Raw genomic sequence first — 24237 nt, 5'->3', positions numbered from 1 at the left:
TTGTAGGCCGGAAAGGGTGCTTGTAACGCCATCCGGCACTCATCCCACAAAGGATTCACATCAATGGCATACACCACTTTTTCACAGACGAAAAATAACCAACTTCTGGAACCGATGTTCTTCGGCCAGCCGGTGAACGTCGCCCGCTACGATCAGCAAAAATATGACATCTTCGAAAAACTGATCGAAAAGCAGCTCTCTTTCTTCTGGCGTCCGGAAGAAGTTGATGTTTCTCGCGATCGCATCGACTTCCAGGCGCTGCCGGAACATGAAAAGCATATCTTCATCAGCAACCTGAAGTATCAAACGCTGCTGGACTCCATTCAGGGACGTAGCCCGAACGTGGCGCTGCTGCCGTTAATCTCGATCCCTGAGCTGGAAACCTGGGTGGAAACATGGGCGTTTTCAGAAACGATCCACTCCCGTTCCTACACCCACATCATTCGTAACATCGTGAACGATCCGGCGGTGGTGTTTGATGACATCGTCACCAACGAGCAGATCCAGAAACGCGCGGAAGGCATTTCCAGCTATTACGACGAATTGATTGAGATGACCAGCTACTGGCATTTGCTGGGTGAAGGCACGCATACCGTTAACGGTAAAACGGTTGTCGTAAGCCTGCGTGAACTGAAGAAGAAGCTGTATCTGTGCCTGATGAGCGTGAACGCGCTGGAAGCGATCCGCTTCTACGTCAGCTTCGCCTGCTCCTTCGCCTTCGCCGAACGCGAACTGATGGAAGGCAACGCGAAAATTATTCGCCTGATCGCCCGCGATGAAGCCCTGCATTTGACCGGGACCCAGCATATGCTGAATCTGCTGCGCAGCGGCGTGGACGATCCGGAAATGGCGGAAATCGCCGAAGAGTGTAAACAAGAATGCTACGACCTGTTCGTACAGGCCGCGCTGCAGGAAAAAGAGTGGGCGGATTATCTGTTCCGTGACGGCTCAATGATTGGCCTGAACAAAGACATTCTGTGCCAGTACGTTGAGTACATCACCAACATCCGTATGCAGGCTGTCGGACTCGACTTGCCGTTCCAGACCCGCTCTAACCCAATCCCATGGATCAACACCTGGCTGGTGTCTGATAACGTGCAGGTTGCGCCGCAGGAAGTGGAAGTCAGCTCTTACCTGGTCGGCCAGATCGATTCGGAAGTCGATACCGACGACCTGAGTAACTTCCAGCTCTGATGGGCCGCGTTACTCTGCGCATCTCTGGCACACAACTGCTGTGCCAGGATGAACACCCTTCCCTGCTTGCCGCGCTCGAATCGCACAATGTTGAAGTTGAATACCAGTGCCGCGCAGGTTATTGCGGCTCCTGCCGTACCCGTCTGGTAGCGGGACAGGTCGACTGGATTGCCGAACCTCTGGCCTTCATTCAGCCAGGTGAAATCTTGCCCTGCTGCTGTCGGGCAAAAGGCGATATTGAAATAGAGCTGTAACACGTGGCGGGATAAAAATTACGACTAAAAAGAGCCGCCGATGGACGGCAGCTCTTTATTTCTCCTGGAGGCAGGTATGGTCACGTTGACGGCAGACGGCCTTATCTAGCCGTTAATAACGTTTGATCCAACCAAGCCTGTGACCGGAGGTGCATCACAGACCTTGTGCCATTACTCTTTATTCAGGAATGTCACTGCTTTGTCGGGGAAGTCGGTGAACAGCCCGTCAACGCCCGCCTTGTTATACAGAATGTCATACAGCTGGTTTACATCAGTGGTGTAATCCGGCAGTTGATCGGCACGAACGGTATAAGGATGCACCACCATCTTATTCTGATGCGCGTCCTGTACCATACCCGTTAACGAGATATTGCCTTTCTTCGACTTCTCATCAATCAGCATGTGATAGTCCGGCCCAATGCCGTCCGCATACTGCGCAACCTGCTTCATGGCACCCGGTTTAAACATCCAGTCGTAGTTGTAATTAACCCAACTACCGTCCGGCTTTTTCTCCTGAGTTTCATTCCAGTCAGTGTACGCAATCAACTGTACCAGATTGAGATCCATCCCCATCTTCGGTTCCAGTTCATTCTTAATGCGCTTTAACTCTGCGACATCAAAACACTGTAGATAAACCTTGTCGTTCTTGTCGGTGTACCCGTACTTTTTCAGCACTTCCAGCGTTTTAGCCGCAATGTCCTTCCCTTCCTGATGATGGAACCACGGCGCTTTCATTTCCGGGTAAATGCCAATGTTTTTGCCGGTTGAATGATTTAATCCCTGAACAAACTCAATCTCTTCTTCGAAAGTGTGCACACGGAAATCAGATTTACCCATCGGGAAACGCCCCGGGTAGGTCTGGACCTTTTTGCCATTTTCGATATCAAAGCCTTCGGTAAATTTCAGCGATTTAATCTCATCCAGCGTAAAGTCGATAGCGTAGTAGCGCCCATCTTTACGTGCACGATCCGGGAAACGCTCGGCAACATCGGTGACGCGGTCAAGGTAGTGGTCATGCAGGACAACCAGATGGTCGTCCTTGGTCATCACCAAATCCTGTTCCAGGTAATCAGCCCCCTGAGCATAAGCCATCGCTTTTGCTGGCAGCGTATGCTCCGGTAGATAACCGCTGGCGCCACGGTGCGCAATCACGATTTTTTCTGCGGCAACCGCCGCGCTGCTCACCACAATACCTGTCAGCATTAGCGCCACGCTGAGACTTTTCAATGTGGTTTTCATCTATTAGCCCCCGTTACGCTTCAGTGCGATCTCTTCGTGATGGCGTTTTTCGCCAATCATGACGACCACCAGCAAAATAACCGCCAGCACGCTACCGCCAATCATCACCATAAAGCCGCCGTCCCAACCGAAGAAGTCAACGGTATAGCCAACAATGGCGCTCGCCGCTACGGAACCGCCGAGATAACCGAACAGACCGGTAAAGCCAGCCGCCGTACCCGCCGCTTTTTTCGGTGCCAGTTCCAGCGCATGCAGACCAATCAACATTACCGGACCGTAGATCAGGAAGCCGATGATGATCATACAAGCCATATCCACGTTCGGGTTGCCTGCCGGGTTCATCCAGTAGACGATAGTCGCGATAGTCACCAGCGTCATAAAGAACACGCCGGTCGCACCACGGTTGCCACGGAAGACTTTATCCGACATCCAGCCGCACAGCAGCGTGCCCGGAATACCCGCATATTCATACAGGAAGTAGGCCCAGGATGATTTATCCAGCGCGAAATGTTTCACTTCTTTCAGATAGGTCGGGGACCAGTCCAGGATGCCGTAGCGCAGCAGATAAACAAACACGTTGGCGATAGCGATGTACCACAACAGTTTGTTCGGCAGTACGTATTGCATGAAGATCTGCTTCGCAGTCAGCTCTTCTTCCGCTTTCTCGTTGTAATCGTCCGGGTAGTCGTTCTTGTACTCTTCGATAGGCGGCAGGCCACAAGACTGCGGCGTATCACGCATCAGAGCAAAAGCAAACAGCGCGACGACGATCGCACCGAAAGCAGGCATGTACAGCGCCGCTTTCCAGTCATTGAACCAGGCCATACCCAGCAGGAACAACAGAGGAGGCAGACCACCGCCCACGTTGTGCGCACAGTTCCAGACGGAAACAATGCCCCCACGCTCTTTCTGCGACCACCAGTGCACCATGGTACGACCACACGGCGGCCAACCCATTCCCTGGAACCATCCGCAGAGGAACAGCAGCACAAACATAACCGCAATGCTCGAAGTCGCCCACGGCACAAAGCCCATGAACAACATGACAGCGGCGGCCAGAATCAGACCCGCTGGCAGGAAAACGCGCGGATTCGAGCGATCCGAAACGGACCCCATGATGAATTTCGAAAATCCGTAAGCAATGGAGATACCGGATAACGCAAAACCCAGATCGCCACGCGAGAAACCTTGCTCAACCAGATACGGCATCGCAAGGGCAAAGTTCTTACGTACCAGATAGTACGCGGCATAGCCAAAGAAAATCCCCAGAAAGATCTGCCAACGTAATCGACGATATGTCGGGTCGATCTCCGCTGCAGGCAAACGCGCCGTGTGTGACGCTGGTTTAAAAATGCTCAACATAGTGTAGCCTCCGTGGCCGTCTTTCATTCGAAGTAAACACTGCAGTTCGTCATTACTACCCTACCGCTCCCAGTGTGGCCGCGATGTTAAGGAAAGATACATAACAAAAATGTGAAACGCTGCACATATTGTTACAGATTTATGACAAATGTTCATAAAGGCGCACGAAATCACGTTTCATTTTCGAATAATGAGCGATTATGCGCGAAATCAAACAATCCATGTTTTTTATGTGGCTAAATGATAAAAAACGAACTGTGAGGAAAAACAATGAAAATTCGCGACTCGCAAACAAGTGACGTGATTATCATTGGTGGAGGAGCAACAGGTGCAGGGATCGCACGCGATTGTGCGCTGCGCGGGTTGCGCGTCATCTTAGTGGAACGCCACGATATCGCCACAGGGGCGACCGGACGTAACCACGGTCTGCTGCACAGCGGTGCACGCTACGCCGTCACCGACGCTGAATCTGCCCGGGAGTGCATCAGCGAAAACCAAATTCTCAAACGTATCGCCCGTCATTGCGTTGAGCCGACGGACGGTCTGTTTATTACCCTGCCGGAAGATGAACTCTCCTTCCAGGCAACCTTTATTCGCGCCTGTGAAGAGGCTGGTATTCGCGCAGAAGCAATTGACCCTAAGCAGGCGCGCATTATCGAACCTTCCGTCAACCCACAGCTGATTGGCGCGGTAAAAGTGCCGGACGGCACGGTTGATCCTTTCCGCTTAACCGCCGCCAACATGCTGGATGCGCGTGAGCATGGCGCAGTAATCTTAACGGCGCATGAAGTGACGGGACTGATTCGTGAAGGGGCAACGGTTTGCGGCGTGAACGTACGCAATCATCTGACGGGTGAGATGCAGTCTCTGCATGCACCGGTAGTCGTCAACGCCGCCGGGATCTGGGGCCAGCGCATTGCGGAATATGCCGATCTGAGCATCCGTATGTTCCCGGCCAAAGGTTCGCTGCTGATTATGGATCACCGCATTAACCAGCATGTCATCAACCGCTGTCGTAAGCCGTCTGACGCCGATATCCTGGTGCCCGGTGATACCATTTCGCTGATTGGCACCACCTCACAGCACATTGATTACGATGATATCGACAGCAACCGCGTCACCGCAGAAGAGGTCGATATATTGCTGCGTGAAGGCGAAAAACTGGCGCCGATTATGGCGAAAACGCGCATTTTACGCGCCTACTCCGGCGTGCGTCCTCTGGTAGCCAGCGACGACGATCCAAGTGGCCGTAACGTCAGTCGTGGGATTGTACTGTTCGATCACGCCCAGCGTGACGGACTGGACGGGTTTATCACCATTACTGGCGGCAAATTGATGACCTACCGCCTGATGGCAGAGTGGGCCACCGATGCCGTTTGCCGTAAGCTGGGCAATACCCAACCTTGCACAACGGCAGACACGGCGCTGCCTGGCTCACAAGAATCGACCGAACATACGCTCAAACGCGTGATCTCGTTGCCCGCGCCACTGCGCGGCTCAGCGGTCTACCGTCACGGCGATCGCACCCCTGCGTGGCTTAGCGAAGGTCGTCAGCACCGCAGCCTGGTCTGTGAATGCGAAGCGGTCACTGCAGGTGAAGTGCAGTACGCCGTCGAGAATTTGACCGTCAACAGCCTGCTGGATTTGCGTCGCCGTACCCGTGTTGGAATGGGGACCTGCCAGGGCGAATTGTGTGCCTGCCGCGCCGCAGGTTTGCTGCAACGTTTTAATGTCACCACCGCCGCGCAATCTATCACCCAGCTTTCCGATTTTCTCAATGAACGCTGGAAAGGCGTGCAGCCTATCGCCTGGGGAGATGCGCTGCGCGAAAGCGAATTCACACGCTGGGTCTATCAGGGATTGTGCGGTCTGGAAAAGGAGCACCAGGATGAAATTTGATACCGTCATTATCGGCGGCGGCCTGGCCGGACTACTGTGCGGCCTGCAACTGCAAAAAAGCGGTTTACGCTGCACGATTGTCACTCGCGGCCAAAGCGCCCTGCATTTCTCCTCCGGCTCACTGGATTTGCTCAGCAACTTACCCGATGGCCAACCGGTGACGGATATAGAAGCAGGCCTGAATGCGCTGCGCACTCAGGCACCCGCGCACCCGTACAGCACCATCGGAACGCACAACGTCCTGGAGCTGGCCCAGCAGGCGCAAAATCTGCTGGAAGAATGCGGAACGCATTTGCAAGGCAAGGTACATCAGTCACATCAACGCATCACCCCGCTGGGAACGCTGCGCTCAACCTGGTTAAGTTCCCCGGAAGTTCCGGTCTGGCCGCTGTCCGCGCAGCGTATCTGCGTTGTAGGTATTAGCGGTTTACTGGATTTTCAGGCACATCTCGCCGCGGCGTCGCTGCGTCAACGCAATCTCAGCGTCGAGACGGCAGAAATCGATCTGCCTGAGCTGGATGTCCTGCGTGATAACCCGACCGAGTTTCGCGCCGTCAATATTGCGCGCCTGCTGGATAACGAAGACAAATGGTCGCTGCTCTATGACGCTTTACTGCCAGTAGCAAAAACCTGCGACATGATAATTATGCCGGCCTGCTTCGGTCTGGCGGATGAACAGCTCTGGCAATGGCTTAACGAGCGTCTCCCCTGCTCGCTGACGCTGTTACCGACCCTCCCGCCTTCGGTACTGGGTATGCGTTTGCATAACAAATTGCAGCGCCAGTTTGTGCGCCAGGGCGGCGTCTGGATGCCGGGTGATGAAGTGAAGAAAATCACCTGTCAGGACGGCGTAGTCAGCGAAATCTGGACCCGTAATCATGCCGATATTCCTTTGCGGCCACGTTTCGCCGTGCTCGCCAGCGGCAGCTTCTTCAGCAGCGGGCTGGTCGCCACGCGTGAGGCCATCTACGAACCTATCCTGGGGCTGGATGTACAGCAAACCGCCACGCGCGCCGAGTGGTATGAGCGTGACGTCTTCGACCCACAACCGTGGCAGCAGTTTGGCGTTACGACCGATGCCGGGCTGCGCCCGTCGCTGGCGGGACAAACGATAGAGAACATGTATGCCATCGGTTCCGTTCTCGGCGGATTCGACCCTATCGCCCAGGGTTGCGGAGGCGGCGTGTGCGCTGTTAGCGCCTTACACGCCGCACATCATATTGCGAAACGTGCAGGAGGCCAGCAATGAGCGACACACGTTTTGAAAGTTGTATCAAATGCACGGTGTGCACCACGGCCTGCCCGGTAAGTCGCGTCAATCCGAACTACCCTGGTCCTAAACAGGCCGGACCGGACGGTGAGCGTCTGCGCCTGAAAGATGGCGCGTTATATGACGATGCGCTGAAATACTGCATCAACTGTAAGCGTTGCGAAGTAGCCTGTCCGTCAGATGTGAAGATTGGCGATATCATCCAACGCGCGCGCGCCAAATACGACACAACGCGTCCGTCGCTGCGTAACTTTGTCTTAAGCCATACCGATTTGATGGGTAGCGTGTCCACACCGTTCGCCCCGATAGTGAATACCGCCACCTCACTCAAACCGGTGCGTCAGCTGCTGGATTACGCGCTAAAAATCGACCATCGCCGTACGCTGCCGAAATACTCTTTCGGCACCTTCCGCCGCTGGTATCGCAGCGTTGCCGCTCAGCAAGCGCAATATCAGGATCAGGTTGCCTTTTTCCACGGCTGTTTTGTGAATTACAACCATCCGCAGCTCGGCAAAGACCTGATCAAAGTGTTGAATGCGATGGGAACCGGGGTGCAACTGCTGAGCAAAGAGAAATGCTGCGGCGTACCGCTGATTGCCAACGGCTTTACCGATAAAGCGCGTAAGCAGGCGGTGAGCAACGTGGCCTCCCTCAGAGAAGCAATTGACGGCAAAGGCATTCCGGTGATCGCCACCTCATCAACCTGCACCTTTGCGCTGCGTGATGAATATCCGGAAGTGCTGGACGTCGACAACTCAGGTCTACGCGAACACATTGAACTGGCAACCCGCTGGCTGTGGCGCAAGCTGGATGAAGGCAAAACGCTGCCGCTGAAAACGCTGCCGCTGAAAGTGGTCTACCACACGCCATGCCACATGGAGAAAATGGGCTGGACGCTCTACACGCTGGAACTGCTACGACAAATTCCAGGGCTGGAGCTAACGGTGCTGGACTCGCAATGCTGCGGGATTGCCGGGACATACGGCTTTAAAAAGGAAAACTACCCGACATCGCAGTCCATTGGCGCACCGCTGTTCCGCCAGATTGAAGACAGCGGCGCTGATATCGTCGTCACCGACTGCGAAACCTGTAAATGGCAGATTGAGATGTCTACCAGTAAGCGCTGCGAACACCCCATCACCCTGCTTGCCAAAGCGTTAGGTTAATTCTGTTGCCCGGTGGCGTTGGCTACCGGGCATTTTTGCGAATGCCGTTGTACATAACTGAATACGTTGCAACCGGACGTATTTATCTCTGACTCCTCCACGCAAAGAATCAATTCCACGAATGCAGCCCGCGTCATTCGTAGGTATCGTCACACCATCTTCTCCCTCTGGTGACGGACTACCATGGCTAAATCAGCAACATCAACACCGTACGATGCGGTTTTTAAAAGATGGTTTCTTATCCTGAGAATAATTATGTGAAGCACACAAAACCAATACTGACAGGCTGTAACCAGATTGCTGCGGCAATCGTCAAATAAATTAGCCTTCAGGTTAATTTTGAATGGTTATGAATTAGCCTATGAGCTAACATTTATTTGGAGTGGGCAGCCATATGTTTAGCGTTGTTTATCACCCTGAGGCCAGGGCAGAAGCAACTGCATTACCCGTAAAAATTCGGGTTAAGTTTGACCGGCTCATTGGTAAGCTGGAACATAACGCCCAGTTGTTGCGGGAGCCGGATACGAAACCTCTTGGCGATGGACTTTTTGAGATCCGCACGATGGGTACTGATATAGCCAGAGGTATCTGGCTATACCATAAAGGCAACACTATCATCATGCTCCGCGTTTTCATCAAGAAATCACAGAAAACGTCAGCAAAAGAAATCGAACTCGCCAAAAATCGGTTAGCGGAGGTGCTTAATGAAACTGGTAAGCCATAAAGAACTGCATAACGAATGGATGCAGAATGATGAGTTTCGTGCTGCATGGCGGGAAGAAGAACGCAAAGAGATGCTTAGAGAACTGCTTGCAGAATGGCGGAGGCATAACAACCTGACAAAAGCTCAGGTTGCCGAACGTATGGGGGTGACGCCTCCGGTTATTTCCCGCCTTGAAAATAACATTACCAAAGCCAGTATTGAGACATTGACTCGCTACGCCTACGCCTGCGGCATCAAAAAACCAGTCATCGCCCTGTATTGATTAACCCGTTACTCCGGAGCCGGTCTGTTGGAGAAAATCATCTCCGTGCATATTTCGTGGTAAGAATATTATGTGAGTTAATCAAAATCAGACGGCGCACGGGAACTCAAGCTTCATCTGTCAACTTCATATCAGTTTCCGCTGGTGGATATCACGATGGTATCTGACGACGTGACAGAGCATCACCATTAGGAGCTATTTCAGGCCCGATGGCGCTACACCACCGGGCCCGATATTAATAACTGCTTTTCAACGTTTGCGTACTCTGGCCTGGCTTAAACATTGCCAGCCTGCGATCCAGCGCTTCGGTATAAAGCATGGTATCCACGCCTACCGCGACAAAATTTGCTCCCCATTGCAGACATTTCTGCGCCATTGCTGGGTCAACAGCGAGGAAACCGGCTGCTTTTCCGGCTGCGCGGATACGGCGAATGCTTTGCTCAATGATCCGCTGCACCTCCGGGTGTCCGGCATTATCCGGGTAGCCTAACGACGCAGAAAGATCCGCCGGACCAATAAAGACACCGTCAATACCGTCAACGTCCAGAATGGCATCCAGATTATCCAGTGCCGCTTTGCTTTCGACCTGTACCAGCAGGCAGAGTGATTCATTAGCCTGGGCCATATAATTGTCGATACGTCCCCAGCGCGCCGCCCGTGCCACGCTGGCGCCGACACCACGCTCGCCGAGCGGTGGATAACGAGTCGCGGAAACCACCTGAAGCGCCTGCTCTGCGCTGTCGACCATCGGGACAAGCAGCGTCTGCGCGCCAATATCCAGCACCTGCTTGATCAACGCTTTACTGCCTTCCACCGGGCGAACCACAGGCTGGCTGGCATAAGGCGCAATCGCCTGCAACTGATGGTAAAGATCCTGCACCGTGTTCGGCGCGTGTTCTCCATCAATCAGCAGCCAGTCATAGCCCGACGTCGCGGCAATCTCCGCCATGTAGGAGGTGGTCGAACTGAGCCACAGGCCGACCTGGACTTCCCCTTTGCGTAATCCTTCTTTGAAGGGATTTGATAACAATGCGTTCATAACGATCCTTACAACGTAGATAAGATTAATGATGCGCAGCGCCTGCTTGTGAAACTGAACGGTTCACACTCAGCGTAAAGATGATTAGCGAGCCAATAATCGCGACGCCCGCGAGGACCAGCAGGCCCGCCGCATCGCTGGCAAACACCGTTTCGGCTTTGACGCGCAGAATGGGAGCAATAAAGCCGCCGACGGCACCAAACAGGTTGACGAAGCCGATCCCCGCCGCCAGAGCTGTCCCGGAAAGAAGTTGCGTTGGCATCGTCCAGAACACCGGCTGTACCGCAATGAAACCGACCGCCGCGACGCAAAGCGCCACAATCGCCAGTACCGGTGAAACCAGCCCGGAAAGGCCAATGCCGATTCCTGCCGCCAGCAGCGTCAGCGCGGCAACATTACGCCGGTCGCCGGTGCGATCGGAGTAGCGGGGAATAAGCCAGGTACCAAACAGCGCCGCCACCCACGGTATTGCCGCCACGACCGAAGCCGTAAAGCCCACTTTTGTCCCTAACAACGCAGCAACCTGGGTTGGCAGGAAGAAGATCAGGCCATACACCGCCACCTGGATCGTCAGATAGATAATTGCCAGTTGCCAGACACGGCCATTACGCAGCGCATCCGACAGGCGCGAAGTGACCTTTTTCTCCTCTTCACTTGTCAGCTGGCTAATGAGTACTGCCTTTTCCTCCGCACTCAGGAAACGCGCCTGCTGCGGGGTATCATCCAGCCAGAAGAAGGTGAAAACACCCGCGCCTACCGCCAGTAAACCTTCGATAACGAACATCCAGAACCACCCTGGATGCCCCATAAAGCCGTGCATCTCCAGCAGCGCGCCAGAAAGCGGCGATCCCAGGGTTAATGCCAGCGGCGCCCCCATGTAGAACAGCCCCATGATGCTGGCGCGGTTACGCTGGGGGAACCACTGGGACGTCAGGTAGATCATACCGGGGAAGAAGCCCGCCTCTGCCGCCCCCAGCAGAGTACGGATAATCAGGAACTTCGATTCAGTATCCGCCCATGCCATCGCCGCAGAGAGGAATCCCCACAGCAACGTGGTGGTACCAATCCAGGTTCTGGCACCAAATTTACGCATCAACAGGTTGGCAGGAACCCCCAGAAAGGCGTAAACCACAAAGAAAATCCCCGCGCCCAACGCATAAGCTTCGTTGCTCAGACCGGTATCAATCTGATAGGTCTCTTTGGCAAAACCGATGTTCGAGCGGTCAAGAAACGCCAGCACATACAGCGCCAGCATAAAGGGAATCAAACGGGTGCGGTTTTTCTTCACCACACCATCAAGTAACGTGGTACTCATAGCAAGATCCTCAAAGAAATGAGGGCGTTGCCGTGGTATTGGCAACGCACTGGTCATTAGTGGCTATAAGGGCGCTTCAGATTGCAGTCGCGGTTAAGCTCGACGCCAAATCCTGGTTTGTCGAGCACCGACTTATGAATGCGGCCATTGACGGGTACCGGTTCGTCCAGAAGGATCGGATCAAACTGTGGACGCATCGTTGAACAATCCGGGCTGGTCATCAAAAACTCGCTGAACGGGGTATTGGTGAACGTGATCACCGCGTGGTGCGAATAAACCGAGGAACCATGCGGCACCACCAGCTGTCCGCGCGATTTAGCAATAGCGGCAATTTCCACCAGCGTGGTTAACCCACCGCACCAGCCCACATCAGGCTGCATGATATCGATGCCGGTTTCTGAGAGTGTGCGGAAGGACTGCAGCGTCCCGTGGTGTTCACCGCTGGTAACCATCATCCCCGCCGGGGCGTTACGTTTCAGCTCGCGATAACCTTCATACTGCTGCGGCGGCAGACACTCTTCGATCCACTTCAGGTTGGACGGTGCGCAGGCATGGGCCAGTTTGGTGGCATAGTTCACGTCCTGACTCATCCAGCAATCGAGCATCAACCAGAAATCCGGACCGCATTTCTCACGCATGTCGGCTACCATTGCCGCATCTTTGCGGATCCCTGCATCCCCGTCGTGCGGCCCCCAGTGGGTCGGCATTTTGCCGCCAATAAAGCCCATTTCTTTCGCCAGATCAGGGCGCGCACCGGTCGCGTAGAATTGAATTTCGTCGCGTACCGCGCCACCCAATAGTTTGTAGACCGGTAAACCCACCACCTTGCCAAACAGATCCCACAGCGCCAGATCCACGCACGAGATGGTGTTCATCACCAGACCGCCGGAGCCGGAGTAGTACATCGTTGCGCCCAGTATCTGGTCGTGAATGAGTTTGATATCGCTGACGCATTTCCCTTCAATAAAACGATTGAGATGCTTTTCCACAATAAAGCACCCCATCTCCCCTGCCGTGGAAACAGCAAAACCGGTCTGTCCGTTTTCAGCTTCCACTTCAACAATCAGTGTTCCTAATACGTTGATGCCAAAGGACTGGCGCGATTGCTCATATTCACGATATTTGCTCATTGGCGTGGCGATATGATCGTCAATCCAGTGGTTAGCGCCCTGATCGTGATAGTCGCCGCCGCCAGCGCCTTTATCCGCCGTTGCACCACCGGTAAACCAGGCACGAACGTGTTTAATTTTAGGTAGGGTCATGGTGTTCTCCTTTTTATGAAGCGAGTGAGTCGAAGGGACTTTTCCATCCCAACAGGCGTGAAATATCCCTGGCGCAGGCAATCGCTTTACCGGCCAGATAATCACGGTTCTCTTCGTTAATTTGCAGACGAGTGCCGACCACTGAAATCGCGGCGGTCAGTTCATTGTTAGCGTTAAAAACAGGCGCTGCGACGCAGCGAACATCGGGATAATCTTCGCCATTATCAAAGCTCCATCCACGCTGTCGAATACGCTCCAGCTCGTCATTCAACTGCTGTGGCCTGGTGATAGTGGTCGGCGTTGCCTGTTCCCATATCAGCTGTTCAATAATGGCTTTTCGTGCGGCTGCCGGTTGCCAGGCCAGCAGGCATTTGCCGATACCCGAGCGGTAGAGCGAAAGACTTTTCCCTTCGTGGGAGCGCACGCTGATAGTGGATGACGATTCCACTTTCAGAATGTAATACGCGCTTTCGTGGTCGATGATCCCGAGATGGCAAAGTAACCCTGTCTCATCCATCAGCTGTGTCAGCCGGGGACGCGCCAGTTCACGTAAATCCATCTTGCTCAGCGCATGCCCGGACAACTCAACCAGCTTGGTCCACAGGCAGTAATTTTCCTGATGATCAATGCTAATAAAGCGCTGACGCTTCAGTTCATTAAGTAACAGGTACGCGGTGCTTTTTGGAATACCCAGCGCCTCTATGATGGTGGCGGCGCTACATGGGCCGATACGCGCAATGAGATTGAGTATTTCGATCGCCCTGGTGAGCGCGGGAACTTTGCTTGATTCCAACATACTGGACTCCAGTCTGAGATACTGGAATCAGTGTGGTAGGTTAAGGGGGTTAAAATTGTGAAGCGCATCAAATCCTCTCGTTCTTCCAGCTGGCTGGAGAAAAAACGAGCATAATTGTGAACTAACGCACGGATTTTTTTACAGAGAGTACAACAGGTTGGACTGATAACGGGAAGGCCAGAATGCCTTCCCATAACAAGCGCGTGAGAGAGTGCAAGTCAGGAAGGCAGAGTCAGGGATTCAACCACTTCTATCCAACCGTGTTCGCTGGCAATATCCTGCCCGTTGAGCCAACGGCGCAGCATATTGAGCGCCATCATTGCGCACACTTCCTGACGCACCGACAAACTATAACGATTAGCGTTCAGCCGTACGCGTAAGGCATGCGTTCCATCAGGTGTTGCCAGCGCAAAGTTAATATGTTCGTTTTCGAAAGCCGATACCGCCAGCGCCAGCCCGGCATAATGGTTGCCGCGTCGTTCGGTTATCCAGTGTGCCGTTTGCGCCAGCGTTTCTTCCTGGGGCGGAACCACTTCGCTCGCCAACAGCGGAGCATTCACGCGCGAAAGCTGCAGCGCCACCAGACCGCCGGTGAATTGTTCGCTTAGCGTCAGGCTGTATTGCCGTTCCTGCAACGTGCGGGCGATTTGCGCGGGTAAACCTTCCGTACCTTCGAAAATCATATTCTGCCCGGCAACCCGCTTAACTTCTGGCCACAGCGCCAGCATCGCTTCCCGTTGGGAATCCGGCCCGGTCAGCTTTAGTTCGATAATCGGCATTGACGAGCGGTAGCCCATTGTCACTCCCGGAGGCAATTGCAGCGGATCCAGGCTCTGCGCCAGCTCGCTTTCAGAACGACCAAAGGTGGTTAATCGCAGGCATAGCGGGGGTTGAGACAGCGAAAAACGCTCACGCAAACGCGGCAGGATCTCATGCTCAACCATAACTTTAAATTCTGATGGCACTCCTGGGGTAAAGAACATCAGGCAGCGGTTAAGCTTCAGGGCAAACCCACACGCGGTTCCTACCGGATTATTGATGAATTCCGCGCTGGCAGGTAGCTCAGCCTGTTTGCGGTTACTCGGTGCCATCACGCGTCCACGATCGCGGAAATAACGCGTCATCTCGTCGAGCCATGCTTCATGCAGCACCAGCCCTTCACCTTTTGCCGTGGCCGCCGCCAGCGCGCTCAAGTCATCGCTGGTTGGTCCCAGACCGCCGTTAACGATCAGTACATCGGCATGTTCGCTACGCTCACGCAAAACAGCGACCAAATCGTCAAGATTGTCACCTACCGTGTTGCGACGGGTTAGCGGTAACCCCTGATTAAAGAAAAAATCGGCCAGCCAGGCGGCATTCGTGTCGACGATTTGTCCGTGCAACACTTCATCCCCGGTGGATAGCATCTCCACGTTTAACATCGTGTTCTCCTGCTTTTATGATGAAAACACTATAACGCATGGAGGGGGGAAGGCGCGACTGAACGCCGCGCCGGAAAAATCAGAAACTCGCGTTAACCCCAACGTACGGGCCGTCAGCAATCGCGTTATCGCGGTTACCGTCTTTGCCTGCCAGGTTCAGGTAGCGATAACCGGCTTCAATGCTCAGCGGACGCATAATGGTCAGACGCGCACCTGCATTCGCTTCTTCATAGCTGTCGATACCGCTGGAAAGAGAATCGGGAGAGTAATAATACTCGCCAAACAGGCGGAGGCTGTCGCCAATCGGCCACTGCAAACCGCCACCGACCGCCGCCGCGTAACCCTCGTCACCATCATTCGGGTTAGTATAAATGCCTTTCCCACCGACCGTTGCCAGCAGCGGACCGAGAGGAATATTCAGACCCAGTCCCAGACCGGCCGCATCGCCGTCGTCATCGTTATGCATCCAGTTACCGCTGACGGCCAGACCGGTGGTCTCAGTACCCATACCGAAACTCAGGTTGGTGTAGTCTTCGCCAGCCTGGCCGCTGATGCTAATCGCGCTCGCCGACGCGGAAACAAACAGCATTCCGGCAAAACCCAACATTAAACTTTTTTTCATTTTCTATCCTTTCCAGCAAGAATCAAAACATAGCCCCAAAACCGGTGAATTGTACTGTCAGATCACGAGGAATCAATGCACTAAAAAAGCGATGCAATAACATATTGTAAGCAAATACTACTCACAAGATTTAGATAAGGTTAAATTCTTGTAGCAATTACGCCACTGATGGCAGCAGAACGCCATTTTCTACAAACATCCTGTTTTCCCTGCCAAAGCGGCGTTATTCGTCGATGAAGCGTTTTTTCTACCGCCAGCAAAAGGTAAGATGCGTGCACGATGGAATTTTCTATACCTCCCCCTACAAGGATTCGACTTATGCGCCAAAGAACAATTGTTTGCCCATTAATTCAAAACGATGGCTGTTATTTACTGTGCAAAATGGCTGACGACCGCGGTGTGTTCCCCGGTCAGTGGGCGCTTTCTGGCGGCGGCGTTGAACCGGGTGAACGTATTGAAGAAGCTTTGCGCCGTGAAGTAAGAGAAGAGCTGGGCGAACAACTGGTGTTATCAGACATTACGCCATGGACCTTCAGTGACGATGTTCGCACCAAAACGTACGCCGATGGTAGTCAGGAAGAGATTTATATGATTTATCTCATCTTCGATTGTGTGGCGGCTAATCGTGAAGTGAAGATTAACGAAGAATTCCAGGCATTCGCCTGGATTAAAGCGGAAGATCTCGGCTCCTACGATTTAAATATCGCCACGCGTAAAACGTTAACCTTGAAAGGGTTGCTGTAAATTATCATTTTAATAACGGCATATAATTAGCATTCTTAATAGCGGCATTGCGCTCATCAGTCTGCAGATAACAGCATGTCGCCCAAACTACTCAAGAACCTACATGATCTTTTTTTCATTAAGATAAATAAAAAATACGCTATTCCTCTATCTGCCCCAAACCTTAAACTCTTAAGGATAAATTAACCTTCCGTCATTACCCTTTGAAGCCTGATGAAATAATTAACGACGCCCCTGTTTATCACTAAAAATAAAACGTCGGTGGCGTTAAATGGCTTGAAGGAATAATGATGTCTGACTTTTTGCCTTTCTCTCGCCCGGCAATGGGGGCTGAAGAACTTGCTGCTGTGAAGACGGTTCTGGACTCTGGATGGATAACCACCGGCCCGAAAAATCAACAGCTGGAAGAAGCCTTCTGCCAGCTCACTGGAAATCAACACTCCGTCGCCGTCTGCTCCGCAACGGCAGGAATGCACATCACGCTGATGGCGCTGGACATCGGTGCAGGCGATGAGATCATTACACCGTCAATGACGTGGGTTTCTACCCTCAACATGATTGTCCTGCTGGGTGCGACGCCAGTCATGATCGATGTCGACCGCGATACGCTCATGGTCACACCGGAGCAAATTGAGGCCGCCATCACCCCGCGAACCAAAGCCATTATTCCGGTACATTACGCAGGCGCCCCCGCCGACCTGGACGCGATTTATGCCATTGGCGAACGCTATGGCATTCCGATTATAGAAGATGCGGCCCACGCCGTAGGGACGTTGTATAAAGGTCGTCATGTCGGTGCGCGCGGCACGGCAATATTCTCGTTTCACGCCATCAAAAATATTACCTGCGCCGAAGGCGGGTTGATCGTTACCGACGACAGCCAGCTTGCCCAACGGCTTCGCAGCCTGAAGTTTCACGGTTTGGGCGTTGATGCCTTTGATCGACAAACCTATGGCCGGGCGCCGCAGGCCGAAGTGCTTGCGCCAGGGTACAAGTACAACCTCACGGATATCAATGCCGCCATTGCGTTGGTACAGCTAAATAAACTGGAACACCTGAACTCACGCCGGGCGCAAATTGCCCGCGAGTATCAACAGGCGCTGGCCGATACGCCATTTCAACCACTGAGTCTGCCCCAGTGGGCGCACGTTCACGCCTGGCACCTGTTCATCATCCGCGTTGACGAAGCCCGCTGCGGTCTGAGCAGAGATGCCTTAATGGAGGCGTTAAAGGCCAAAAATATCGGCACCGGTCTGCATTTTCGTGCGGCCCATACGCAAAAATATTACCGCGAACGCTTCACTACCCTTTCGCTCCCCAATACAGAATGGAATAGCGCGCGCATTTGCTCACTGCCGTTATTCCCCGATATGACCGCCGATGACACCCAGCGGGTAATTACGGCACTTCGCGAGATTGCAGGACAATAACCATGTTTGAAGCAGCACCGATCAAAAAAGTCTCGGTGGTCATTCCCGTTTTTAATGAGCAGGAAAGCTTACCGGAGTTAATCAGACGTACCAGCGCTGCCTGCGAAAAATTGGGCAAAGACTATGAAATTTTGCTAATTGATGACGGCAGCAGCGACCATTCCGCACAGCTGATGATGGACGCTTCCCAGGCACCGAACAGCCACATTGTTTCTATTTTATTGAATCGCAATTACGGGCAACACTCGGCGATTATGGCCGGTTTCAGTCATGTCACCGGCGACGTGATCATCACACTGGATGCCGATTTGCAAAACCCGCCGGAGGAGATCCCACGGCTGGTCGCCACCGCAGATGAAGGCTTCGATGTGGTCGGCACGGTACGTCAGAACCGTCAGGACAGCGTATTTCGTAAGACCGCATCGCGAATGATTAACCATCTGATTCAGCGCACCACCGGTAAAGCGATGGGCGACTACGGTTGCATGTTACGCGCTTATCGCCGCCATATCGTCGATGCCATGCTGCATTGCCAGGAGCGCAGTACCTTTATCCCGATTCTGGCCAACATTTTTGCCCGGCGCGCTACGGAAATCCCGGTACACCATGCAGAGCGAGAATTTGGTGACTCCAAATACAGCTTTATGCGTCTGATCAACCTGATGTATGACCTGGTGACCTGTCTGACCACAACGCCACTTCGTATGTTGAGCCTGTTGGGCAGCGTAATCGCCGCCACTGGCTTTATCTTGTCTATCCTGCTTGTGGTTCTACGTCTGACGCTCGGTCCACAGTGGGCCGCGGAAGGGGTATTCATGCTGTTTGCCGTCCTGTTTACCTTTATCGGTGCACAGTTTATTGGCATGGGTTTACTCGGCGAATATATCGGTCGCATCTATAACGATGTCCGCGCCCGCCCCCGCTATTTTGTTCAACACGTTATCCGCCCACAAACCACGCAGCCAACCGAGGAAAACCGCGCATGAAAGCCATCGTATTTGCCTATCACGATATGGGATGTCAGGGTGTCCAGGCTTTGTTGGATGCCGGTTATGAAATCGCTGCCATTTTTACGCACACTGATAATCCGGGCGAAAAAGCATTTTTTGGATCGGTTTCCCGCCTTGCCGCCAGCGCCGGAATTCCGGTTTACGCCCCGGACGAGGTCAATCATCCCTTGTGGATTGAACGCATTAGCCAACTGGCGCCGGATGTTATCTTCTCGTTCTACTATCGTCATTTACTGAGCGATGAGATCCTCAGTCTTGCGCCTGCGGGGGCTTTTAATCTGCATGGTTCGTTGCTGCCGAAATACCGTGGTCGCGCGCCGCTGAACTGGGTATTGGTCAATGGCGAAACCGAAACCGGCGTCACGCTTCACCGCATGGTCAAACGCGCGGATGCTGGCGCCATTATTGCCCAGCAGCGCGTCGCTATTTCGCCAGATGACGTGGCGTTAACGCTGCACCATAAATTGTGCCAGGCTGCGCGTCACCTGCTGGAACAGGCACTGCCAGCGATTAAAACCGGGGATTATGCAGAACGCCCCCAACAGGAAGCAGATGCTACCTGTTTCGGTCGCCGTACACCGGAAGATAGCTTCCTCGACTGGAACACACCTGCCGTAGAGTTGCATAACCAGGTCCGCGCCGTCAGCGATCCGTGGCCGGGCGCATATAGCTATGTCGGCACACAAAAGTTCACCGTCTGGTCATCGCGCGTTTGCGTAAATAACTCAGCGACCCAACCGGGTACCGTCATCTCCGTTTCTCCTTTGCTGATCGCCTGTGGCGATGGCGCCCTGGAAATTATTACCGGACAAGCTGGCGATGGTATTGCAATGCAAGGGTCGCAACTGGCGCAGGTTCTGGGCCTGGTTCCAGGCTCCCGCCTGAACAGTCAATCAGTTACCACCACTAAACGTCGTACACGCGTGCTGATCCTCGGCGTTAATGGCTTCATTGGTAACCATCTGACCGAACGCCTGCTGCAAGAAGATCATTACGAAGTGTATGGTCTCGATATTGGCAGTGACGCCATTGGGCGTTTTCTGCAGCATCCGCGATTCCACTTCGTCGAAGGCGACATCAGCATTCACTCCGAATGGATTGAATACCATGTTAAAAAATGCGACGTCGTGCTGCCGCTGGTGGCGATCGCAACGCCAATCGAATATACCCGCAACCCGTTGCGCGTATTTGAGCTCGATTTTGAAGAGAACCTGAAAATCATTCGCTACTGCGTGAAATACCGTAAGCGCATCATTTTCCCGTCAACGTCCGAAGTCTACGGCATGTGTACCGACAAAGTCTTCGATGAGGACAGCTCGAATCTGATCGTCGGTCCGGTGAATAAACCACGCTGGATCTACTCCGTTTCCAAGCAGTTGTTGGACCGCGTAATCTGGGCGTACGGCGAAAAAGAGGGATTGCGCTTCACCCTGTTCCGCCCGTTTAACTGGATGGTGCCGCGTCTGGACAGCCTAAACGCCGCGCGTATCGGCAGCTCACGCGCCATTACCCAACTGATCCTCAATCTGGTGGAGGGTTCACCGATTAAGCTGATTGAAGGCGGCAAGCAAAAACGCTGCTTTACCGACATTCGGGATGGTATCGAAGCCCTGTATCGCATTATTGAAAACGAAGGCGGACGCTGCGACGGTGAGATTATCAACATCGGTAATCCGCAGAACGAAGCGAGTATTCAGGAACTGGCAGAAATGCTGCTTACCTGCTTTGAAAAACATCCATTGCGTAACCACTTCCCGCCGTTTGCCGGTTTCCGTGACGTCGAAAGCAGCAGCTACTATGGTAAAGGTTATCAAGACGTTGAACATCGTAAGCCCAACATCCGCAATGCGAAACGCTGCCTGAACTGGGAGCCCACCATTGAGATGCAGGAAACGGTAGAAGAGACGCTGGACTTCTTCTTACGCAGTGTGAATATCACGGAACACACATCATGACCCAAGTCGGCTTGCGCATAGATGTCGATACTTTCAGGGGGACGCGCGAAGGCGTACCCCGCCTGCTGGAGACATTGAATCGACATAACGTGCGGGCAAGTTTTTTCTTTAGCGTTGGACCGGACAACATGGGACGCCATCTCTGGCGTCTTGTGAAACCACAATTTCTGTGGAAGATGCTGCGCTCAAACGCCGCATCACTTTACGGATGGGATATATTGCTGGCGGGAACCGCCTGGCCGGGAAAAGAGATCGGCCAGGCCAACGCGGCGATCATTGCGCAAACAGCCCTGCTTCATGAAACCGGTCTGCATGCCTGGGATCACCATGCCTGGCAGGCGCGAAGCGGAAACTGGAATGATAAACAGCTGATTGATGATATTTCACGAGGCATCACGGCCCTTGAAACTCTTATCGGACAACCCGTCACTTGTTCTGCCGTTGCCGGATGGCGTGCCGACGATCGCGTCGTCCACGCCAAAGAAACGTTCCATCTGCGTTATAACAGCGACTGTCGGGGAACGTCGTTATTCCGTCCGGTGCTGACATCCGGGAAAACAGGTACGCCGCAAATTCCCGTCACGCTACCCACCTGGGATGAAGTGGTTGGTCAGGAAGTCCAGGCGGTGGACTTCAACGCTTACATTCTTTCCCACATCCAGATGAGCAGAGGAACACCGGTGTATACCATTCATGCGGAAGTTGAAGGCATCGCCTTTCAGCAGAATTTTGACGAGCTGCTTACTCGCGCCGCAGACATGGGGATAACATTTTGCCCGCTCGGTGACCTGTTACCGGACGATGTCAGTTCGCTGCCAACAGGGCAGATCGTGCGTGGCAAAATACCCGGCAGAGAGGGATGGGTCGGCCGCCAACAACCAGTGAGTGTGACAAGATGAAACATACTGTCCGCTACACCCTGGCATTTATCGCTTTTATTGCGCTGTATTTTATTCTCCCCATCAACAGTCGCCTGCTGTGGCAGCCTGATGAAACGCGCTATGCCGAAATCAGTCGGGAAATGCTGACCTCTGGCGACGGGATCGTTCCGCACTTTTTAGGGCTGCGATATTTTGAAAAACCGATTGCCGGATACTGGTTAAACAGCATCGGGCAATGGCTGTTTGGCACCAATAATTTCGGCGTCAGAGCAGGAGCCATCTTTGCCACTTTGCTGACGGCGCTAATGGTAGCCTGGCTTGCCATGCGGTTGTGGCGGGATAAGCGCACCGCCGTACTCTCTTCGGTTATCTTTTTAACGTTTTTTTCGGTTTACAGCATCGGCACCTATGCGGTACTTGATCCCATTATTGCGCTCTGGCTAATGGCGGGCATGTGCTGCTTTTGGGAGGGGATGCAAGCCACCAGCAGAACGCGCAAAATTACCGCCTTTCTGCTGTTAGGGTTAACCTGCGGCATGGGCGTGATGACCAAGGGTTTCCTGGCACTCGCCGTTCCTGTGCTCAGCGTACTGCCGTGGGTTTTCGTACAAAAGCGCTGGAAAGATCTCATTATCTACGGTCTGCTGGCAGTAGTCGGTTGCATCGTGACTGTGCTGCCTTGGGGAATAGCGATTGCCCGGCGTGAGCCGGATTTCTGGCATTACTTCTTCTGGGTCGAACATATTCAACGCTTCGCGCAGGAGGATGCCCAACATAAGGCCCCCGTCTGGTACTACATTCCGGTATTGGTGGCTGGCGCATTACCGTGGCTCGGGCTGCTCCCCGGCGCGCTGCGTACGGGCTGGCGTGAACGGGATGTTCCGCGCAGCGCACTGTACCTGCTAAGCTGGATTATCATGCCAATCCTGTTTTTCAGCATCGCGAAAGGAAAACTGCCGACCTATATTCTTTCCTGCTTCGCGCCGCTGGCAATATTGACGGCGCGTTTCGGCCTGCAGGCCGCGCAAAAAGGCGCAACCGCGCTGCGCGTGAATGGCTGGATCAACGTTCTGTTCGGTGTAACCGGCATTGTCGCCACGTTTATTGTTTCTACACTGGGTCCATTAAAGACGCCGGTCTGGTCGCATATCGAAACGTATAAGGTGTTTTGTGCGTGGGGCATTTTTATCATCTGGACACTCTTTGGCTGGTATACGCTAAATAACCGCGAGAAGAACTGGACGTTCGCAGCGCTGTGTCCATTAGGACTGGCACTGTTGTTTGGCTTCTCCATTCCTGACCGGGTGATGGAATCTAAACAGCCACAATTTTTTGTCGAGATGACCAAAGAGTCGCTGGAGTCGAGCCGTTATATTCTCACCGACAGCGTTGGCGTCGCCGCGGGGCTGGCCTGGAGCCTGAAGCGTGACGACATCATAATGTACGGACAAACGGGCGAGTTAAAATATGGCCTTAACTACCCGGATGCCCAAGGGCGTTTTGTCGGGCGGGGGAACTTTGCCGAGTGGTTAGCGCAACATCGTCAGCAAGGAAACATTACGCTCGTGCTTTCAGTCGATAAGGATGAAGATATTAATCGACTTGCTATCCCTCCCGCTGACTATATCGATAATCAGGGGCGTCTGGTCCTGATTCAGTATCGGCCGAAATGATCTGGATAGCCTTAGTTCTCGCCAGCCTGCTCAGCGTCTGCGGTCAGTTATGTCAGAAGCAGGCGTCGCGACCCGTTCCCATTCGAGCGCGAAAACGCCACATTACGCTATGGATTGGGCTTGCTCTGGCAAGTCTCGGTCTGGCCATGCTGCTATGGCTGGCGGTGCTGCAGAACATTCCGGTCAGCATCGCCTACCCCATGCTGAGTCTTAATTTTGTATGGGTGACTCTGGCTGCCTGGAAAATCTGGCGCGAACCCGTCACCCCGCGCCACTGGCTGGGTGTGGGGTTAATCATCACCGGCATCTTTATTCTTGGGAGCGCGGTGTAATGGGCATCTTTTGGGGATTATGCAGCGTTATTATCACTTCAGCCGCCCAGTTGAGTCTCGGCTTTGCGATGGATAATCTGCCGCCAATGCTGCAGCCGCAGCAATTCATTTCTGCCGTATTCTCTCTTAGCGTCAGCGCATTTGCTCTGTATGCCGGACTGGCAGGGTATTTACTGTCGGTGATTTGCTGGCATAAAGCGCTGCACCAGCTCGCACTGAGCAAAGCGTATGCCCTGCTCAGCCTGAGCTATGTACTGGTGTGGGTTGCATCAATGATCCTGCCCGGCTGGCAGGGAATATTGTCAGCGAAAGCGCTCGCTGGAGTGCTGTGCATCATGGCAGGGCTACTGACGATTTTTTTACCTTCACACCAGCGCCAACCCTGAG

The 24237-nt window shown here is 53.5% G+C and carries 23 protein-coding genes; 15 read left to right on the top strand and 8 right to left on the bottom strand.

Annotated elements, in window-relative coordinates; genetic code table 11:
- The first annotated feature begins 63 nt into the window (after positions 1-63).
- Both nrdB and yfaE read left to right on the top strand, forming a co-directional pair.
- Complete coding sequence (gene nrdB, locus HVZ39_RS08420; protein ID WP_016153799.1) at positions 64-1194, top strand: class Ia ribonucleoside-diphosphate reductase subunit beta; 1131 nt, start codon at positions 64-66, stop codon at positions 1192-1194.
- Positions 1194-1448 (top strand): ferredoxin-like diferric-tyrosyl radical cofactor maintenance protein YfaE, encoded by a 255-nt coding sequence (gene yfaE, locus HVZ39_RS08415; RefSeq protein WP_016153800.1) that lies wholly within the window; start codon positions 1194-1196, stop codon positions 1446-1448. The genes nrdB and yfaE overlap by 1 nt, the downstream gene beginning before the upstream one ends.
- A gap of 171 nt (positions 1449-1619) precedes the next feature.
- On the opposite strand, the gene glpQ is transcribed toward yfaE, so the two are convergent.
- Together glpQ and glpT are read right to left on the bottom strand one after the other, a co-directional pair.
- On the bottom strand, positions 1620-2687 hold the full coding sequence (gene glpQ, locus HVZ39_RS08410; protein WP_016157024.1) for a glycerophosphodiester phosphodiesterase: 1068 nt from the start codon (positions 2685-2687) through the stop codon (positions 1620-1622).
- Positions 2688-2690: 3 nt separating this feature from the next.
- Positions 2691-4049 (bottom strand): glycerol-3-phosphate transporter, encoded by a 1359-nt coding sequence (glpT, locus tag HVZ39_RS08405; protein WP_016153802.1) that lies wholly within the window; start codon positions 4047-4049, stop codon positions 2691-2693.
- A gap of 270 nt (positions 4050-4319) precedes the next feature.
- On the opposite strand from glpT, the gene glpA reads away from it, so the two are divergent.
- From glpA to HVZ39_RS08380, 5 genes are all read left to right on the top strand, one after another.
- Positions 4320-5948: an anaerobic glycerol-3-phosphate dehydrogenase subunit A gene (gene glpA / locus HVZ39_RS08400; protein ID WP_016157025.1), complete on the top strand. Its 1629-nt coding sequence runs from the start codon at positions 4320-4322 to the stop codon at positions 5946-5948.
- Entirely contained in the window at positions 5938-7197 is a 1260-nt protein-coding gene (glpB, locus tag HVZ39_RS08395; protein WP_046275944.1) for a glycerol-3-phosphate dehydrogenase subunit GlpB, read from the top strand. The genes glpA and glpB overlap by 11 nt, the downstream gene beginning before the upstream one ends.
- Complete coding sequence (gene glpC / locus HVZ39_RS08390) at positions 7194-8384, top strand: anaerobic glycerol-3-phosphate dehydrogenase subunit GlpC (protein ID WP_016153805.1); 1191 nt, start codon at positions 7194-7196, stop codon at positions 8382-8384. The genes glpB and glpC overlap by 4 nt, the downstream gene beginning before the upstream one ends.
- A 394-nt stretch (positions 8385-8778) precedes the next feature.
- Positions 8779-9108: a type II toxin-antitoxin system RelE/ParE family toxin gene (locus tag HVZ39_RS08385; protein ID WP_019077271.1), complete on the top strand. Its 330-nt coding sequence runs from the start codon at positions 8779-8781 to the stop codon at positions 9106-9108.
- Entirely contained in the window at positions 9089-9370 is a 282-nt protein-coding gene (locus tag HVZ39_RS08380; protein WP_019077272.1) for a helix-turn-helix transcriptional regulator, read from the top strand. The genes HVZ39_RS08385 and HVZ39_RS08380 overlap by 20 nt, the downstream gene beginning before the upstream one ends.
- A 235-nt stretch (positions 9371-9605) precedes the next feature.
- On the opposite strand, the gene yfaU is transcribed toward HVZ39_RS08380, so the two are convergent.
- The 6 genes from yfaU to HVZ39_RS08350 form a co-directional block, all read right to left on the bottom strand.
- Complete coding sequence (gene yfaU, locus HVZ39_RS08375) at positions 9606-10409, bottom strand: 2-keto-3-deoxy-L-rhamnonate aldolase (protein WP_016153807.1); 804 nt, start codon at positions 10407-10409, stop codon at positions 9606-9608.
- A 25-nt stretch (positions 10410-10434) separates the two neighbouring features.
- Positions 10435-11724 (bottom strand): MFS transporter, encoded by a 1290-nt coding sequence (locus HVZ39_RS08370; protein WP_181633461.1) that lies wholly within the window; start codon positions 11722-11724, stop codon positions 10435-10437.
- Between the two features lie 56 nt (positions 11725-11780).
- Positions 11781-12986: an L-rhamnonate dehydratase gene (rhmD, locus tag HVZ39_RS08365; protein ID WP_181633460.1), complete on the bottom strand. Its 1206-nt coding sequence runs from the start codon at positions 12984-12986 to the stop codon at positions 11781-11783.
- 13 nt (positions 12987-12999) lie between these two features.
- Positions 13000-13782 carry an IclR family transcriptional regulator gene (locus tag HVZ39_RS08360; RefSeq protein WP_016153810.1) on the bottom strand — a complete coding sequence of 261 codons (783 nt, stop codon included), beginning with the start codon at positions 13780-13782 and terminating at the stop codon, positions 13000-13002.
- Positions 13783-14000: 218 nt separating this feature from the next.
- The gene (locus tag HVZ39_RS08355; protein ID WP_181547252.1) at positions 14001-15203 is read right to left on the bottom strand and encodes a nicotinamide mononucleotide deamidase-related protein YfaY; all 1203 of its coding nucleotides are present in this window, start codon (positions 15201-15203) and stop codon (positions 14001-14003) included.
- A gap of 79 nt (positions 15204-15282) precedes the next feature.
- Positions 15283-15825, bottom strand: coding sequence for a YfaZ family outer membrane protein (locus HVZ39_RS08350; RefSeq protein ID WP_016157029.1), 543 nt, complete (start codon positions 15823-15825; stop codon positions 15283-15285).
- 318 nt (positions 15826-16143) lie between these two features.
- Between HVZ39_RS08350 and nudI the strand changes: the two genes are divergently transcribed.
- The 8 genes from nudI to arnF all read left to right on the top strand — a co-directional run bounded on the left by nudI (position 16144) and on the right by arnF (position 24236).
- The gene (gene nudI, locus HVZ39_RS08345) at positions 16144-16569 is read left to right on the top strand and encodes a nucleoside triphosphatase NudI (RefSeq protein WP_181633459.1); all 426 of its coding nucleotides are present in this window, start codon (positions 16144-16146) and stop codon (positions 16567-16569) included.
- 290 nt (positions 16570-16859) lie between these two features.
- A complete protein-coding gene (arnB, locus tag HVZ39_RS08340; RefSeq protein ID WP_181633458.1) occupies positions 16860-17999 on the top strand; it encodes a UDP-4-amino-4-deoxy-L-arabinose aminotransferase in 1140 nt (379 codons plus the stop codon).
- A gap of 2 nt (positions 18000-18001) precedes the next feature.
- Complete coding sequence (gene arnC / locus HVZ39_RS08335; protein WP_049268972.1) at positions 18002-18985, top strand: undecaprenyl-phosphate 4-deoxy-4-formamido-L-arabinose transferase; 984 nt, start codon at positions 18002-18004, stop codon at positions 18983-18985.
- Positions 18982-20964, top strand: a complete 1983-nt coding sequence (gene arnA, locus HVZ39_RS08330; RefSeq protein ID WP_181633457.1) for a bifunctional UDP-4-amino-4-deoxy-L-arabinose formyltransferase/UDP-glucuronic acid oxidase ArnA — start codon at positions 18982-18984, stop codon at positions 20962-20964. Before arnC ends, arnA begins: the two co-directional genes overlap by 4 nt.
- Positions 20961-21863, top strand: coding sequence for a 4-deoxy-4-formamido-L-arabinose-phosphoundecaprenol deformylase (gene arnD / locus HVZ39_RS08325; RefSeq protein WP_019077280.1), 903 nt, complete (start codon positions 20961-20963; stop codon positions 21861-21863). Before arnA ends, arnD begins: the two co-directional genes overlap by 4 nt.
- Positions 21860-23518, top strand: a complete 1659-nt coding sequence (arnT, locus tag HVZ39_RS08320) for a lipid IV(A) 4-amino-4-deoxy-L-arabinosyltransferase (RefSeq protein ID WP_181633456.1) — start codon at positions 21860-21862, stop codon at positions 23516-23518. Before arnD ends, arnT begins: the two co-directional genes overlap by 4 nt.
- The gene (gene arnE / locus HVZ39_RS08315; RefSeq protein WP_181633455.1) at positions 23515-23850 is read left to right on the top strand and encodes a 4-amino-4-deoxy-L-arabinose-phosphoundecaprenol flippase subunit ArnE; all 336 of its coding nucleotides are present in this window, start codon (positions 23515-23517) and stop codon (positions 23848-23850) included. The genes arnT and arnE overlap by 4 nt, the downstream gene beginning before the upstream one ends.
- Complete coding sequence (gene arnF / locus HVZ39_RS08310; protein ID WP_181221399.1) at positions 23850-24236, top strand: 4-amino-4-deoxy-L-arabinose-phosphoundecaprenol flippase subunit ArnF; 387 nt, start codon at positions 23850-23852, stop codon at positions 24234-24236. Before arnE ends, arnF begins: the two co-directional genes overlap by 1 nt.
- The last annotated feature ends 1 nt before the right edge of the window (position 24237 follow it).

The organism is Citrobacter sp. RHB35-C21, assembly GCF_013816515.1.
Classification (GTDB): Bacteria; Pseudomonadota; Gammaproteobacteria; order Enterobacterales; family Enterobacteriaceae; genus Citrobacter; species Citrobacter braakii.
This window is presented reverse-complemented; position numbering and strand designations above follow the sequence as displayed.